The sequence below is a fragment of the Neptuniibacter sp. UBA6509 genome, from assembly GCA_002435145.1.
Lineage (GTDB): Bacteria > Pseudomonadota > Gammaproteobacteria > Pseudomonadales > Balneatricaceae > Neptuniibacter.
Genome location: DJLT01000069.1, coordinates 1 through 15,466 on the forward strand (window position 1 = coordinate 1; position 15,466 = coordinate 15,466).

15 protein-coding genes are annotated in these 15,466 nt (G+C 42.1%); 7 read left to right on the plus strand and 8 right to left on the minus strand.

Going from position 1 to position 15,466, the window contains the following annotated elements; genetic code table 11:
• Positions 1–500: DEAD/DEAH box helicase (locus B4K11_RS08630; protein ID WP_349680088.1), on the minus strand; the 500-nt coding region annotated here is incomplete at its 3' end.
• A gap of 145 nt (positions 501–645) precedes the next feature.
• Between B4K11_RS08630 and lexA the strand changes: the two genes are divergently transcribed.
• Both lexA and B4K11_RS08640 read left to right on the plus strand, forming a co-directional pair.
• Positions 646–1,257 carry a transcriptional repressor LexA gene (gene lexA / locus B4K11_RS08635; protein WP_348703198.1) on the plus strand — a complete coding sequence of 204 codons (612 nt, stop codon included), beginning with the start codon at positions 646–648 and terminating at the stop codon, positions 1,255–1,257.
• 1 nt (position 1,258) lies between these two features.
• Positions 1,259–1,732, plus strand: a complete 474-nt coding sequence (locus B4K11_RS08640; RefSeq protein WP_292955109.1) for a cell division inhibitor SulA — start codon at positions 1,259–1,261, stop codon at positions 1,730–1,732.
• 95 nt (positions 1,733–1,827) lie between these two features.
• On the opposite strand, the gene B4K11_RS08645 is transcribed toward B4K11_RS08640, so the two are convergent.
• From B4K11_RS08645 to topA, 3 genes are read right to left on the minus strand one after another with little or no spacing between them, the layout of a single operon-like run.
• Positions 1,828–2,082 carry a hypothetical protein gene (locus B4K11_RS08645; RefSeq protein ID WP_292955106.1) on the minus strand — a complete coding sequence of 85 codons (255 nt, stop codon included), beginning with the start codon at positions 2,080–2,082 and terminating at the stop codon, positions 1,828–1,830.
• 4 nt (positions 2,083–2,086) lie between these two features.
• The gene (locus B4K11_RS08650) at positions 2,087–2,611 is read right to left on the minus strand and encodes a DUF6586 family protein (RefSeq protein WP_292955103.1); all 525 of its coding nucleotides are present in this window, start codon (positions 2,609–2,611) and stop codon (positions 2,087–2,089) included.
• A 21-nt stretch (positions 2,612–2,632) separates the two neighbouring features.
• Positions 2,633–5,272: a type I DNA topoisomerase gene (gene topA / locus B4K11_RS08655; protein WP_292955100.1), complete on the minus strand. Its 2,640-nt coding sequence runs from the start codon at positions 5,270–5,272 to the stop codon at positions 2,633–2,635.
• 339 nt (positions 5,273–5,611) lie between these two features.
• On the opposite strand from topA, the gene B4K11_RS08660 reads away from it, so the two are divergent.
• The gene (locus B4K11_RS08660; RefSeq protein ID WP_292955098.1) at positions 5,612–6,316 is read left to right on the plus strand and encodes a DNA topoisomerase I; all 705 of its coding nucleotides are present in this window, start codon (positions 5,612–5,614) and stop codon (positions 6,314–6,316) included.
• Here B4K11_RS08660 and B4K11_RS08665 read toward each other — a convergent pair.
• Complete coding sequence (locus tag B4K11_RS08665) at positions 6,313–6,534, minus strand: DUF1653 domain-containing protein (protein ID WP_292955095.1); 222 nt, start codon at positions 6,532–6,534, stop codon at positions 6,313–6,315. The genes B4K11_RS08660 and B4K11_RS08665 overlap by 4 nt on opposite strands.
• A gap of 2 nt (positions 6,535–6,536) precedes the next feature.
• Complete coding sequence (locus tag B4K11_RS08670) at positions 6,537–7,043, minus strand: hypothetical protein (RefSeq protein WP_292959326.1); 507 nt, start codon at positions 7,041–7,043, stop codon at positions 6,537–6,539.
• Positions 7,044–7,258: 215 nt separating this feature from the next.
• Here B4K11_RS08670 and B4K11_RS08675 point away from each other — a divergent pair, with 215 nt between their 5' ends.
• On the plus strand, positions 7,259–7,708 hold the full coding sequence (locus B4K11_RS08675) for a universal stress protein (protein WP_292959327.1): 450 nt from the start codon (positions 7,259–7,261) through the stop codon (positions 7,706–7,708).
• Between the two features lie 23 nt (positions 7,709–7,731).
• Here the strand turns inward: B4K11_RS08675 and B4K11_RS08680 are convergent, their stop codons facing one another.
• Positions 7,732–9,618, minus strand: coding sequence for an ATP-binding cassette domain-containing protein (locus B4K11_RS08680; RefSeq protein WP_292959328.1), 1,887 nt, complete (start codon positions 9,616–9,618; stop codon positions 7,732–7,734).
• Between the two features lie 146 nt (positions 9,619–9,764).
• Here B4K11_RS08680 and B4K11_RS08685 point away from each other — a divergent pair, with 146 nt between their 5' ends.
• Both B4K11_RS08685 and B4K11_RS08690 read left to right on the plus strand, forming a co-directional pair.
• The gene (locus B4K11_RS08685; protein ID WP_292950671.1) at positions 9,765–11,732 is read left to right on the plus strand and encodes a transglycosylase SLT domain-containing protein; all 1,968 of its coding nucleotides are present in this window, start codon (positions 9,765–9,767) and stop codon (positions 11,730–11,732) included.
• An 89-nt stretch (positions 11,733–11,821) separates the two neighbouring features.
• Entirely contained in the window at positions 11,822–12,622 is an 801-nt protein-coding gene (locus B4K11_RS08690; RefSeq protein WP_292950669.1) for a TatD family hydrolase, read from the plus strand.
• Here the strand turns inward: B4K11_RS08690 and B4K11_RS08695 are convergent.
• The gene (locus tag B4K11_RS08695) at positions 12,609–12,863 is read right to left on the minus strand and encodes a glutaredoxin family protein (protein ID WP_292950667.1); all 255 of its coding nucleotides are present in this window, start codon (positions 12,861–12,863) and stop codon (positions 12,609–12,611) included. The genes B4K11_RS08690 and B4K11_RS08695 overlap by 14 nt on opposite strands.
• Before the next feature lie 782 nt (positions 12,864–13,645).
• On the opposite strand from B4K11_RS08695, the gene B4K11_RS08700 reads away from it, so the two are divergent.
• Positions 13,646–15,403 carry a PHA/PHB synthase family protein gene (locus B4K11_RS08700; protein ID WP_292950665.1) on the plus strand — a complete coding sequence of 586 codons (1,758 nt, stop codon included), beginning with the start codon at positions 13,646–13,648 and terminating at the stop codon, positions 15,401–15,403.
• The last annotated feature ends 63 nt before the right edge of the window (positions 15,404–15,466 follow it).

Genomic DNA, 15,466 nt, shown 5'->3' on the forward strand with positions numbered 1-15,466 from the left:
TCTTTAACTTCAGCGATATCAGATTTACCAATTTTTAAAGCAACTTCATCCTCGTATAATGCGATCTGCCCTAACTCATTTTGCTGCTCCAAAACCTTTTCAGCGTTAGAAATACAGAAATATCGTCCACGCCCCTTAGCTAAACCATAGGTAAGATTAACACCCGCCTCTGAAACTAATTGAGGCAGATCTTTCATGATCAACTGTTCCTGTAAAGCGACCGTCGCTGTTGACACAACAACCTTCTTCTTACGTTGCTGAGCCACAGGCACTGAGGCTAATAGGTAAGCTAAAGTTTTACCTGTCCCTGTTCCAGCTTCTGTCACACTGATATGCGAACCACCAGAACGTTCTCCCTCACTGTTTTGAGAGATTGCTGCCAACGTCCTAGCAATCTCCGCAATCATCATTTTCTGACCATAACGTGACTTAAGACCTCGATTACTCAAAAAAGCACTATAGGCCTGCTGGATTGACTGTTTTAATGGCTTATCTAACACAAAGGTTACCTAGCAAAATTGACCGCATAATTCTAACAGTTCAGAGGTCCGAATAACAAAAACACTGTATAAAAAAACATAAGTTACTTTACAAATGATAAATACTGTATAAAAATACACCTACTGTATAAACAAACAGACAACGATTATGAAGCTAACTAAACGACAGACAGAAGTTCTAGAATGCATTAAGCGCCATATCGAAGATACAGGCTATCCTCCAACACGCGCTGATATTGCAAAAGATCTTGGATTCCGATCAGCTAATGCTGCTGAGGAACACATGAAAGCCCTTGCTAAGAAAGGTGCTATTGAGATTATTCCAGGCACATCAAGAGGAATAAGAATACCCGAACTTGAACAAGAAAAAGATTTGGGACTTCCTATAATTGGTCAAGTCGCTGCTGGCTCGCCTATTCTTGCAGAAGAGCACTTAGAAGACCATTGCACAATTTCTTCTGACTTTTTCCAACCAAAGGCTGACTATTTACTTAGAGTCAAAGGCGAAAGCATGAAGAATGTTGGCATCATGAATGGCGATCTACTTGCTGTACATCAATGCCAAACAGCAAAGGACGGACAAATTGTAGTCGCACGAATAGAGGATGAAGTTACCGTTAAGCGCTTTAAGAAAAAGGGCAACATCGTCTATTTAATCGCAGAAAACGAAGATTTTGAACCTATTATTATTGATCTAAAAGAGCAGAACATTGCTATTGAAGGGTTAAGCGTTGGCGTAATTCGTAGAGGTAACTGATATGATGGCACTTTCAGCAAACAGCAACTCATCTTCAATTTTCGTAACAGCTAAAGCAAAAAGAAAAGTTGCTAAAATTGTAACAAAAAAGCCAACAGCAAAATCGGATTTAGCTGGAAGTGTCACAGAAATCGTCGTTCAGGATGATAATTTTTCTAATATCCCGATGCTAATGCCTCTACTAGCTCAACTAAGCCAAGACGATCGCTGGTTCGTATGGATAGCACCACCCGTATTGCTACCAAAACAATTATTACTCGATGCGGGTATTGATCTGAATAAAGTGATTTTGCTAAATCCAGATAATAAACACAGCACTTACGCATTAGCTAAACAAGCATTGAGTACAGGCACTAGCCACTCTGTTATCTCTTGGCCTGGTTACCTTTCAGAGGAAGAGCTAAACGAATTAGAAGGAGCCGCTAAGGAAGGTCAGAGTCACGGCATTATCATTAGACGTAGACAACACAGCTAATATATCTAACAGGATTCAGATTTGAACTTAATAGATTGAAAGAAACCTTTTAGCTAATTACTTTTTAAAAGGTTTCTTTACTACTTTTAGGTTACCTAGTGGATAGTTGGTTCAGGCTCAGGCTCTTCTTTCTCATTTAACTCTAAGCCAGTCTCTGCAACCATTTGAATACCTGCAGTTAACATCACTCTTGCAACATCAAGGTACTCTCCGCTTAACTTATCCCTAAGTTCTTCAGAAAAATTAACCTTAATCATTGGCTCATCGTCACTATCAGCATTCCTGATAGCTAATTCGCCATTTTCTAATTCAATGATTTCCAATACCATTTCTGATGTTAAACCTGACACTTTGTTACCACTCCTGCATGCCTTCTCTAAGCGAATCAATCAACTCAGATAAAGCCAAAAACCAATTTTCATATTCGCTAATAATGGCCTCATCTTCTGCATGATCGGGGTTTACCTGCAGTACATGGATCTCAGACACACTATTCGTTTCAGTTATGGAACTCTGCTTATCTGCACCATGCCAGCATGCTTCATAGGCAGCCATCAGTTTATGTAGCCACCCCGTATCATCAACTTCTAGCTGCGTAAGCTGTTTCAGCTCAGGGCTTTCAACCCCTGTCACTTCAAGTTCAGCGGCTAAAGAGCGATAGCCATCTAGAGACTCAGTATCAACCGAATAAGCTTCTGCAATCTCTCTTAAAAAAGCATCGTAGGCAGATGTCATATGAAATAGGACTGACTCATTGTACGACTCAATCAACGCATGCTTATTCCAACTCGTATCATCTTGAGCTTGCTTTAAGCGATCAAGATGAATACGAGTAAAACTCAACTTCTGATTAGTCCGTGCTAAATATATACCGCTCATGATAGACCCACTGATTCCTAACTATTTCTTCTTAGTTTTTTTGCGGGCTTCTTCTATAACCCACGTCCCATCACGATAGAATGCACGCCAACCACTTGCTTTACCATTGACCTCGGTCATAACGTACTGTTCCTTTGTCTTTCGACTATAACGAACAACCGTTAAATTACCTTCACCATCTCTTTCTGGAGCACTAAAAAGGAACTCATATTTAGGATCAATTTCAGTTTTATGTGGTAGTAGCTCGACTATTTTAGGTGCACGCGTTTCTCTGTTACGCGGAAACTGACTCGCAGCTAAGAAAAGACCTGACGCTCCATCACGCAAAATATAGGTATCCTCCACCTTCTCGCATTCGAGTTCAGGCATAGGAACAGGATCCATTTTAGGCGGAGCAGCTTCACCACTTCTCAGTAACTTACGTGTATTTTTACACTCAGTACAACCAAAATACTTACCAAAACGCCCTGTTTTCAACTGCATTTCAGCACTACATTTATCGCACTCTAATACAGGACCATCATAGCCTTTGATCTTGTACTCACCGACTTCAACCTCAAACCCTGAACAGTCTGGGTTATTACCACAAACATGCAGCTTACGTTTTTCATCAATAAGGTAAGAATCCATCGCAGAATCGCATATATCACAACGATGCTTGTTTCGAAGAATACGGGATTCCTCTTCATCATCGCCGTCCACACTGACAACCTCATCACCTGAAATAAGATTGATAGTGCATTTGCAACGTTCCTTTGGAGGCAAACTGTAGCCAGAGCACCCCAAAAATACGCCTGTGCTCGCAGTTCGAATCATCATATCTCGACCACAATCAGGGCAGCTTATATCAGTCTCGGTAGGATCATTAAGACGCATACCGTTCTCTTCACTCTGCGCCTCTTCCAACTTGCTAGAAAAATCCGCATAGAATTCATCCAACAAAGCTTTCCAATCAGCTTTACCTTCAGCCACATCATCTAAGCTCTCTTCCATGCGCGCGGTAAAACCGTAATCCATCAGGTCAGAGAAATTCTCACCTAAACGTTCAACGACAATATCTCCCATCTTCTGGGCATAGAAACGTCGATTCTGAACTTGAACATAACCACGATCCTGTATCGTAGAAATAATCGCCGCATAAGTGGAAGGGCGACCAATACCCTGCTTTTCAAGTTCTTTAACCAAACTCGCTTCCGTAAAACGCGGGGTTGGCTTTGTAAAATGCTGTTTCGGTAACAATTCCTGCAACGCAAGGCTTTCACCCGCCTTAACGTCAGGAAGAATGATATCTTCCTCACCCTTACCTTTAGCTGGCATAACACGTGTATAGCCATCAAACTGCAGGATACGTCCCTTAGTCACGAGTTCAAACTCACCTGCCGCAACAGTCACTCGTGTACTCAAAAACTTAGCAGGCGTCATCTGACAAGCTAAGAACTGACGACGAATAAGCTCATACAAGCGCTCAGCGTCTCGATCCATACCTTTCAGTGCAGTCGCTTCGATCGTTACATCGGAAGGGCGAATCGCCTCATGGGCCTCTTGAGCGCCCTCTTTACTGCTGTAACTAATGGCATTTTCTGGAAGATATTTGCTACCAAAATGGTCACCAATATATTCACGGCAAGTCGCCACAGCTTCTGCACTTAAGTTTGTAGAATCTGTACGCATATACGTAATGTAACCCGCTTCATACAAACGCTGGGCCATCATCATCGTCTTCTTAACACCAAAGCTAAGACGTGTGCTTGCTGCTTGCTGCAGCGTAGACGTAATAAAAGGTGCGGAAGGCTTACTCGTCGTAGGCCTATCTTTACGATTTAGAACCTCAAATGAAGCAGACTGTAAGCTCTCTAAGTGCGCTTTAGTTTCAGCTTCAGAGTTGGGTCTAAACGTTTCACCATTGTGACGATGTACTTGTAACTTAAGTGACTCTTTAGATTCTGTAAGCGCATTCACCTGCACTTCCCAAAATTCTTCAGGAATAAAAGCGCGAATTAACTTTTCTCGCTCAACAACTAGTTTTACAGCCACCGACTGTACGCGTCCTGCCGATAAACCCCGTGCTACTTTCGCCCACAAAAGAGGCGAAACCATATAACCCACAACTCTGTCTAGAAAACGACGCGCTTGCTGAGCGTTAACACGATCCATATCTAAAGACGAAGGCTCTTCGAAAGCTCCTTTAATCGCCTTTTTTGTAATCTCATTAAATACAACTCGACGATAACGACCTTCATCACCACCAATCGCTTCGCGTAGGTGCCATGCGATCGCCTCTCCCTCACGGTCCAAATCGGTCGCGAGATAGATTTCATCAGCATCTCGAGCTAAACGCTTTAACTCATCAACAACCTTCTCTTTACCAGGCAGCACTTCATAATGAGGATCCCAGCCTTTATCGGGATCGATCCCCATACGACCAATGAGCTGTTCGCGCGCTTTTTTCTTCTTATGCGCAGCTTTAGCATCAGGCGACATTTTACGCGTCAAAGCAGCTAAACGAGCTCTTTCCTTTGGATCGGTCTTTTTAGTACTACCGCTTGTAGGCAGGTCACGGATATGACCCACACTAGACTTTACAACAAATTGGTTACCCAAATATTTGTTAATAGTTTTCGCTTTAGCGGGTGACTCGACGATAACAAGAGACTTTCCCATAGAGTTCTTCTTTCCTCAGGGCTATATAATCAAAGAAGCCATAATTCAAATAATTTAAGTTTAACGACAACTCAACGGCAAAATTCCAAATAAAAAGTATCTATATACATTTTGCCTTTTATTTAACCTACGATACTGTACAAAATTCTACAACGCTTCTTTCGATGACTACTGAATAAATAATAATTGGGAGCATATATAAGTGTTGAGAATGCTATGGTCAAGCTACAATTGCGATAAAAGTAGACCAATGGATCAACTAGAACTTTACCAATGCGGTCTTAAAGGCCACAATAATCAACATTACAAACCCTTTTCTTAGCTGGCAAATAGAACCAAATGTTAAATGACAATATTCTTCTTGTAATTCTAATTGCAGTCGTCGGCCTCGTTGCGATCACTGTCAATTTTGTTATTACTACGCGTGAACAACAAGAGGAAGCAAAAGAAAAACGCTTAACCTGGATTAAAGGGCAAGCTGAGCATATATTTCAAGCATTATCCGTACTTAGAGAAGCCAACTGTAAAATAGAGATCATCCAGAAAATTGATGAGCATGCCACTATTCTACTCGAAGAGGTCGCACTGCTGGCCCCCGATTCTGAACTATTTAAAAGCCTAGCAGAACAAAAAGATAGCGCTGATCGAGCGGCCCCATCTGCCGATTCTTTTGACAGTGACCGTTCTCTTAAACGAGCACAGATCTATATAAACTTCTCAGAAAAGCTAGTTCTGCAACTAGCCAAGGGCGGGAAGATCACGCTAATTTTGGCAAAGAGCTACCAACAAGAACTGTATTGGTTAAGAATCACCGTGGTAGCGGATGCCCATTTAGTACAGGGAAATAAATTTAAGGCAAATTCAGATTTGATGACAGCCGTATCCCACTACCGGCATGCAAAAGCACTTTTGGTAAAAGCCAATATACCGATGCAAAAGAAAAAATCGCTGCTTGAACAAGTCGACGCTTTGATTGAAGAGATCCAACCGAAAAAGCCACGCTCTCACGGCTCTTTAGCTGAATCTCTAGATCGTCTACTCTAAGCTTTTCCGCAGTAGGCAAATCGTTGAGTTTGTGTACCATCCTCTAAATCCACAAGCTCGACAAACATCGACAAAGGCCTTATCCATAGCCCCTCATCACCGTAACACTGCCTATAAATCACATGCCATTCTTCTGTTTCAGAATGCCTAGCGACATCGATAACTTCATATTCAGGCCCTTTATAGTGCTTATAGCGACCCCTTGGCAGTTCAGTCATGTTTAGAACCCCTCTTTAACGAATGCATCAAGTAACTCTTTAAGCTGCTCTAACACTTCATCGCCGCCCTCTTCATCCCAATGAAGACCCACATAAGCAGGAGTGGATTCAAATGAAAAAACGCCGGCAGGAAGCTTAGAAATTGCCTCTAATAAAGTATCTAACTGGCTATCCGTTAATGTTCTTTCACCATCCCCCCAACTCCAACCGGAGGGAAGCCCGATATCCGCTATCGATTCAACTCTGAATATCTGCCAAGTCTTAAAGTTGTTCTTTGCTTCTCGACTCAACCCTGTTCTTAATACCCGGTACCCGGTCATATCTCGGGACTCGGCTTCCATTTCGCCTTTTGCCCTTGGTGGCGTCACTTTTTCAAGCTGAACTAAAAAACCTATCTGTTTAGCTTTCAATCTCAAAGCTGCTTGGTATTTTTGTCGTGGGGTAGGCATGACCCACATCATTGAGCCAATAAGGGACATCATAATGACAACGATGATCATCCATTTCATGCAATCAACTCCGGTAAATTTACAACACTAATTTTAAAGATCTGATCGGAAAAAGCTCTACCCTGATCAATGCCCCTTAAACTTTTGATAAGAATCAATTTGAAGAAGTCTAACAGAGTACAAAGCCGCAAGCTCTATGCTAATCTCATTAGTAGCCATTCTGAATCCAATCGCTACTCAGAAGCGAGCCACAAAACTTATCTGGGGATAACAGCATGAGTACTTATAACAAAATCTTACTCGCATTAGATCTTTCTTCTGAATCAGATCAATTACGAGAAAAAACATGCGAAATTGCGAAATCTAACAAGGCCGAGTTACACCTCCTCCACGTTATAGAACCTCTAAGCTTTGCTTATGGGGGAGATGTACCTATGGATTTAACTTCAATCCAAGAGCAACTAAATGATCACGCAAAAGACAAGCTTGCAAAATTCTGCAACCAGCTAGATTATCCGGTTGCAAGTCAGCAGGTATCAATCGGACAAACTGAAACAGAAATACACCGAATAGCAGATAATGAGAATGTGGATCTAATTATCGTTGGTAGCCACGGCCGTCACGGTATCGCCCTTTTACTCGGTTCTACCGCCAACGGCGTGCTCCATGGAGCAAACTGCGATGTATTAGCAGTTCGCATTCAAGAAGAACAGAATAACGGCTAGCGTAAATGCTACTGCAGGAAGAGCTATGACTCTTCCTGCATTGCTTCTAGCTCAACCCAACGCTCCATCAGCGTTTCCACCAAGGCTTCTTGCTCTTGCAACCGCTCAAGCGTTTCATTCACAACAGTTTGATCTTGTTGATAAAATTCAGCTTGACCTGTTTCTGCCTGCAATTTTTCTAAAACCTCTTCAGCAGACTCGAGTACGCCAGGTAACTCATCAAGTTCTCGCTGAATCTTATAACTTAATTTTTTCTTTTTAACTTTCTTGACTGTTTCTGCAGGCTTATTTACTTCCTTTGTACTCTTTTTAGTAGTCTGCACTTGAGGTGCCGGACGCTGACGCAACCAATCTTGATAGCCCCCAACATACTCTTTTAGCCCAGCCTCTTCCTCAAAAACTAAGGTACTTGTGACCACATTATCAAGAAAAGAACGATCATGGCTTACCAATAAAATGGTGCCATCAAAATCAAGAATTATCTCTTCAAGCAGCTCGAGCGTCTCGATATCCAGATCATTGGTTGGCTCATCTAATACGAGTAAGTTCGCTGGCTGACTAAATAGTTTTGCTAGCAAAACCCTATTTGTCTCACCACCCGATAACGCTTTAACCGGCGTTCTCGCACGTTCAGGGGCAAACATAAAATCATTCAAATAACTGATTAGATGGCGTTGTTTCCCATTAATCGTAATACTTTCACGGCCTTCAGCAATATTATCCATTACCGTTTTTTCTGGGTCGACCTGTGCACGTAACTGATCAAAATAGGCCACTTTTATATTGGTGCCCAATTTAACAACACCGCTGTCAGGTTCTTGTTTCCCTAGCAAAACACCCAACAAACTACTTTTACCTGCACCGTTTGGACCAATTAAACCAACTCGATCTCCGCGTAACAGTGTGAAGTCAAAATCACTGAACAATGTTTTATCATCATAACCCAGTGCAACATTCTGTAATTCGGCAACAATTTTGCCACTACGAGCAGCTTCCTCAAGTGCAAATTTGGCCTTTCCACTGCGTTCTCGTCGATCAGAACGATCATTTCGCATCTGCTTAAGCGCTCTTACACGGCCCTCATTACGTGTTCTACGTGCTTTAATCCCTTGGCGAATCCACGTCTCTTCTTGAGCCAAGCGTTTGTCAAACAAAGCATTTTGCTTCTCTTCATCTTCAAGCATTTTCTCTTTAAGTTCCAAGTAAGCCGAATAACTACCCGGAAATGACGCCAAATTACCTCGATCAAGCTCGATAATGCGTGTTGATAAACGATCGACTAGAGATCTATCATGGGAAACAATAAGTAACCCGCCCTTAAACTCTAGTAGCTGTTGCTCTAACCACTCTATGGTTTCAATATCCAGATGGTTTGTTGGTTCATCTAAAAGCAGTAAGTCTGGCTGCTGCACCAACGCTGCTCCTAGCGCAGTTCTTCGTCTCCAACCACCAGAGAGTTCTGACATCAACTTATCGCCTGGTAACTCCAGCTGTTCAATTACGCGTTGAACTCGCTGTTCTAGGTGCCAACCATCGACCGCTTCGATTTCATGCTGCAATTTATCAAGCTTCTTCATATCGACATCAGAAGATGAAGCTAATTCATCATAAGCTTCACGCAATGCCAAAATATCTTGTAGCCCGGCGGTCACAACATCTCTAACTCTACGCTCATCTGCAGCAGGCATCGCCTGCGGTAATTCAGCGATACGGCAAGTAGGAGCAACCCAGAACTCCCCTCCGTCAGCTTTATGATGTCCAGCTACGATTTTAAGTAAAGTAGATTTACCTGCACCATTGAGCCCTACTAGAGCAACACGTTCACCTGGATCTATTTGAAAATCTACGTTATCCAGCAAGGGTTTTGCGCCAAAGGCAATTGAAATTTTATCGAGTCTAATCAGAGGCATGATTGTTCAGCTTTTGTTCTATGAAGGCGGCTATTCTACTGGTTTTTAATTTATATGCATGAAAATGCTGCATTCAGGCAAATTATTATTTAATAATCTCCTCAAACTGCCGTATAACAAGGGTAAAGGAAATATCATAGGATTTGATGATGCACCGTGTTTTTCGCAACTCTATCGCTTACATAGCATTTTCTGCTATTTCACTAACATCGGTCTCTGCTTTTGCCTCATTGGAAGAGCAACGTAAACAATTCACCCAAGCCGAATCATTACTTAAACAGAACAAAACATCTGCTTACAGAAAGCTTCGCGCTCAACTAAACGACTACCCGCTTGCACCTTATTTAGACTATCAAGAAGTATTAAAAGGGCTTAGCCGTGCGAAGACTCAAGATATTAGTCAATTTATCGATACTTATAGCGATTTACCCATCGCCAGCCGTCTAAATCGCACTTGGCTTAATCATCTAAACAAGCAAAAAAAGTGGGGGGCTTATTCTCAGCATTTCACCCAATACCCTGTTAACCATGTACATTACGAATGCAAACAGCAGCAAGCGCTACTACACGGCTCCGCAAAGCAGAAAAAAGAGGCTCTTGATAAAGCAAAAGAGCTTTGGCTTGTCGGCTACTCACAACCTACTGCATGCGATCCCTTATTTAAAGCATGGATGGCTACAGGCCGCCCGACCTCTGGCGAAGCCAATGAACGCTTTTGGTTAAGTGTCGAACAAGGCAATGTAAAATTCGCGCGCTATCTAGATAAAAAAATCGCTGATAAGAAATATAAGGAAGGCACGAAGCTATTTTGGGCCCTTTATGATTCACCACAAACAATTAATAAAAAACGCCTAGCCGCCCTGCCCCAAAAACAGCAGGTCATCGCAGCTAAGGTAATATTCAAGAAGTGGTATAGATCACAGTCAATTGCAGCAACAGAAGCATGGATCAAAAGCCGCGATGAATTAATGCCCATTGAAGCTCAACAATCTGTGACTGAATACATGGGGCTCAGACTTAATCGTAACTACTACTCTCAAGGGATTAAACTTTCTGCCCTGCTTGATCCTGAATACAAAATTGACAGTTTGAATGAGGTCCGCATAAGAAATGCTCTTGTGTATCAAGACTGGGAAGCAGTACGACAAGGTGTTAAACACCTGGATGCAGAGCAAGCATCTGACCCTAAGTGGCAATATTGGAAATTAATCGCTGAGCGTCATTTAGCCCCAAGCACCGATCACAAAGAGGAACTTGAGCTTTTATCCCAGGACAGAAGCTTCTATGGCTTTCTTGCAGCTGAGCTGAATAACAGCCCTTTCAAACTCAATGCCAAAAGTGACGCCCCTACCTCTGAACAGCTAGCAGAGCTTTCTAAACATCCAGCTGTTGCACGTGCAAAAGAGTTCTTTACCTTGGGCCGTTTAATTGAAGCCAACCGTGAATGGAATTCTGCACTGTCAAAAATGACACCGGAAGAGTTTGCAGTCGCCGGTTATTTAGCTAAATCTTGGGATTGGCACCTACAGGCGATCATAAATGCAGCCAAAACAAAACGCTGGGATCACATTGATCTCCGCTTCCCCCACCCACACGCAGATTTATTCGAAAAGTACGCGCAGAAGAATGAATTAGATTTAAGCTTCCCCGTTGCCATTGCACGCCAAGAAAGCGCCTTTCTTTATAACGCCCAATCCCGCGTAGGTGCTCGCGGCTTGATGCAATTAATGCCAAAAACCGCAAAAGAAACAGCGAGTAAACACAAAGTACCTTATAAGCGCACAAGCCAACTATACAACCCTGAAACTAATATCACACTTGGCTCAGCCTACTTGGGAGATATGCTAAAACGTTTCGACAACAATCCAGCCTTCGCAGCCGCAGCCTATAATGCGGGCCCTCATCGTGTAAAAAAATGGCTTAAACAGCGCGGAGAGCTTCCGTTAGATATTTGGATAGAAACCATTCCGTTTACTGAAACTCGAAAGTATGTACAAAATGTTTTAGCCTTCAGAGTTATTTACGACCAACTCGAAGGTAGACAAGCAAGTCTTCTAACGGAAAAACAGATTCAGCTTTTGGCATTGAATCAAAGCAAGAAAACCGCTTTTTAAGCTTCTATATTTCAGATACACAAAAGAGCCTATGACTTTCCCATAAGCTCTTCATTCATCGATTCATTTTTTTAAAACTAGAGATAAAGATGGAAAAGCAATATTCATGGACTGATATCGGCGTTAACTTAACCGATAGCAGTTTCGATAAGGATCGAAACGAAGTTATTCAACAGGCCATTTCCCAAGGCATTGAACGACTCATTATCACGGGAACAACCTTACAGGAATCTATTCAGGCCATAGAGCTATGCCAACAGTACCCGCAACACTTGTATTGCACTGTCGGCATACACCCCCACTACGCCAAAGATCATTCGGAATCAGATCATCTAGAGCTGAGTACTTTAGCCAAAGAGGCCAATGTCCTCGCTATAGGTGAAACAGGTCTGGACTTCAACCGTAATTTTTCATTACCTGAACAGCAAATAAGTTCATTTGAAAAACAACTTGAGCTTGCTTGCACTTTAAAACGGCCACTTTTTTTACATGAAAGAGACGCCCATCAAAAACAACTCGAAATGCTCAAAGCTTATCGGGACCATTTTAAAGATGCCGTTGCACACTGCTTTACGGGATCAAAAAAGGAACTTTACAACTATTTAGATTTGGACCTATATATTGGTATTACAGGATGGATATGCGATGAACGGAGAGGTACTGAGCTGCAAAAGCTTGTCAAAGAGATCCCATCAGATCGTCTTATGCTAGAGACTGACGCCCCTTATTTGCTCCCCAGAGACTTGAAACCAAAACCTAAATCAAGGCGTAACACCCCAAATCATTTACCGCATATTGCGCAAAAGGTGGCATCACTCGTGGGTAAAGACTTAAATCTACTCAATGAAGAAACACAGAAAAACTGTCAACGTTTCTTTAATCTGGTTTAGCAAGCCCAGCTAAAAAAACATTTAATGAAGACTCATCAAAAGGCCAAGGTAGAGAATTTCCACTTAGAACATCAACCAGTACAGGAATTGTTAAGGCATATTGCTCCATCAATTCATCATCGCCGGCAATATCTACCTGATAAACAGCATATTTCGTCATATCCGTATGCGTTGAGATAACCGCTTCAGCAACCTCACATAGATGACAACCTACAGTCCCCATTAATTCTAGTTCTCTCATATCACCTTACACCTCAAATAAGTCAATTTCATTTCAATGATCACTACATCTCTATTATTACAAATAAAAATTGCAGTCGAATACACTTACACACTCTCAGAAGCAACTTTACAGATTCAGCATCAAACACGAAAGGCGCATTATAAACGCTACTTCCAGCCGCTAATTTAAAGAAATTCAACCGCACAAACCTGACTGTGGGAAATATTTTATATTCGTCAAACTCTAAGCGGTAGTAAGAAACGAGAAATCAAACCCTCACGCTTTCTCTTGCTCACTTATGAATCTATGCCTAAAGAGCATCGTCAACTGTAGCGCATAGCTATGCCCAACTAGATATTCAAAGCGATACGAACAAGAACAGCGCAAAAGGAAAAACACCTTTTACTTCTATCACTTAGGCTATTTTTGCTTACATTATGCTGCAGCGCAGGCAATCAATATCCATGAAGACAAACAAAACTGCATAAGCTCATAAATATAATTACGAACAGTAAAAAACCTTTTAAAAACCCCATCAGGCACGCAAATCAAGGAAAGTAACGATAAAATCAGTCATCATTATTATCAGTAAAAACATAGCTTTTAGTCTTAACACCTTAGTGTGTTCGACCAAGGAATACCTTGCTACACTGCATTGCACAAGAATATGCTGGTAGCCAAGATTGCGTTCTTGCAAATACAACTTTGCGAGCATATGCTAAAAAATTAAGTAAGTAATTTGCTAACAGTGCCTCCATATTCATAACGATTATGTGAAGCTAGCAAGATGGAAGACCGATATGACAAAGAAAGATGATCCAATGGATAGCAGCAACCTGCTTTCAAACCCTCAGGAATTTATTGATTACCTGAACACAGAAACACAGAAGGTTTTTGATATGTTTTCAGCCTCTGGTGGCGAAGACATTTTTGCTAAATTCACTCAGTCATGGACAGAGTTAGCTAACCGTTCTTGGGAAGATCCAACTGTATGGGTTCGTGCTATCACGGATTATCAACAGAGTCAGATGAACCTTTGGACAAACCTTCTTACAGGAAAGGCTGCTACAGCCGTAGCAGAACCTGCAAAAGGTGACCGCCGTTTCCAAGCGGAAGAATGGTCTCAAAACCCTATTTTTGGTTATATCAAGCAATCTTATCTTCTTAGCTCTAAGCTTATGCAAGAGATGGCGGCTAATGCAAACTTGTCAGAGAAAGAGCAGAAGAAGCTAGAGTTTTACACTCAGCAGTATATCGATGCCCTTTCACCGACCAACTTTGCAATGACTAACCCAGAAGTTTTACAACAAGCTCTCGAGACAAAAGGCCAAAGCCTTGTCGATGGCATGAAAAACCTTCTAGGCGATGTAGATAAAGGCCGTATCTCTATGACGGACGAATCTGCATTTGTGCTAGGTGAAAACATTGCAACAAGTGAAGGTTCTGTCGTTTTTGAAAACGAAATGTTCCAGTTGATTCAGTATAATCCAACAACTGAAGAAACATTCACACGACCAACTTTGATTGTCCCTCCTTGCATCAACAAGTTTTACATTCTTGATCTTCAAGAGAGTAACTCTTACGTGAAGTACTGTGTTGATCAAGGCCAGACGACTTTTCTTATCTCTTGGTTAAACCCAACGATTGAGCAAGGCGATATCAGCTGGGACGACTACGTAGAAAAAGGCATTATCAAAGCTTCTCAGGTTGTTAAAGAGATCACTGAAGCAGACAAGGTTAATGGTGTTGCTTGGTGTGTAGGCGGAACATTGCTTACAACAGCTCTAGCTGTATTGGCTGCCCGTAAAGACGCAACATTCGCTTCTGCTACTTTCTTTACAACGCTTCTAGATTTCACAGATCCTGGTGATCTATGTGTCTTCATCGATGAGCAGCAAGTCAAGAAACTTGAAGATAAAGTTACCAATCAGGGTTACTTAAGCGGTCGTGAACTCGCTACATCATTCAACATGCTTCGTTCGAATGATCTAATCTGGTCTTACGTGGTGAACAACTACCTTAAAGGTAAAACGCCACCTCCGTTTGACATCCTTTACTGGAACAGCGATTCAACTAACTTACCTGCCAACATGTACACGTTCTACGTGAACAACATGTACTTAGAAAACAATCTAACCAAGAAAGATGCCCTAACCATCTGCGGCGAGAAGATTGATCTAGGCAAGATTAAGATCCCTTGTTACTTCCTTTCTACCATTGAAGATCACATTGCTCCTTGGGGCGGTACCTTCAAGGGAACTGAATTACTTAAAGGAAAGAACGAATTCGTACTAGGTGCGAGTGGTCACGTTGCTGGTGTTATCAACCCAGCGTCTAAAAACCGCCGTAACTACTGGATCAATGGTGAGCAAGGTAAGAGCGAAGACCATTGGTTAGAAACCGCTGAGCGTCAGGAAGGCTCATGGTGGCCTCACTGGGCTAACTGGTTGAAAGCACGTGCAGGCAAGAAAGTAGCAGCACCTGCTGCAACAGGTAATGATACTTATAAAGAGATCGAACCAGCTCCTGGACGTTATGTAAGCGTTAGAATCGACTAACCATAACGTATAGATTTTCGACACAAAAAAGGAGCCAACAGGCCACTGCTGTCCCATAGTTTT

Bases quoted from the DNA above. Each gene is read 5' to 3' on its own strand.
- B4K11_RS08690 (WP_292950669.1), top strand. From the start codon at position 11,822: ATGGAAAAGCAATATTCATGGACTGATATCGGCGTTAACTTAACCGAT.
- topA (WP_292955100.1), bottom strand. From the start codon at position 5,272: ATGGGAAAGTCTCTTGTTATCGTCGAGTCACCCGCTAAAGCGAAAACT.
- B4K11_RS08650 (WP_292955103.1), bottom strand. From the start codon at position 2,611: ATGAGCGGTATATATTTAGCACGGACTAATCAGAAGTTGAGTTTTACT.
- B4K11_RS08700 (WP_292950665.1), top strand. From the start codon at position 13,646: ATGACAAAGAAAGATGATCCAATGGATAGCAGCAACCTGCTTTCAAAC.
- B4K11_RS08695 (WP_292950667.1), bottom strand. From the start codon at position 12,863: ATGAGAGAACTAGAATTAATGGGGACTGTAGGTTGTCATCTATGTGAG.
- B4K11_RS08675 (WP_292959327.1), top strand. From the start codon at position 7,259: ATGAGTACTTATAACAAAATCTTACTCGCATTAGATCTTTCTTCTGAA.
- B4K11_RS08670 (WP_292959326.1), bottom strand. From the start codon at position 7,043: ATGAAATGGATGATCATCGTTGTCATTATGATGTCCCTTATTGGCTCA.
- B4K11_RS08660 (WP_292955098.1), top strand. From the start codon at position 5,612: ATGTTAAATGACAATATTCTTCTTGTAATTCTAATTGCAGTCGTCGGC.
- B4K11_RS08680 (WP_292959328.1), bottom strand. From the start codon at position 9,618: ATGCCTCTGATTAGACTCGATAAAATTTCAATTGCCTTTGGCGCAAAA.
- B4K11_RS08685 (WP_292950671.1), top strand. From the start codon at position 9,765: ATGATGCACCGTGTTTTTCGCAACTCTATCGCTTACATAGCATTTTCT.
- B4K11_RS08640 (WP_292955109.1), top strand. From the start codon at position 1,259: ATGATGGCACTTTCAGCAAACAGCAACTCATCTTCAATTTTCGTAACA.
- B4K11_RS08665 (WP_292955095.1), bottom strand. From the start codon at position 6,534: ATGACTGAACTGCCAAGGGGTCGCTATAAGCACTATAAAGGGCCTGAA.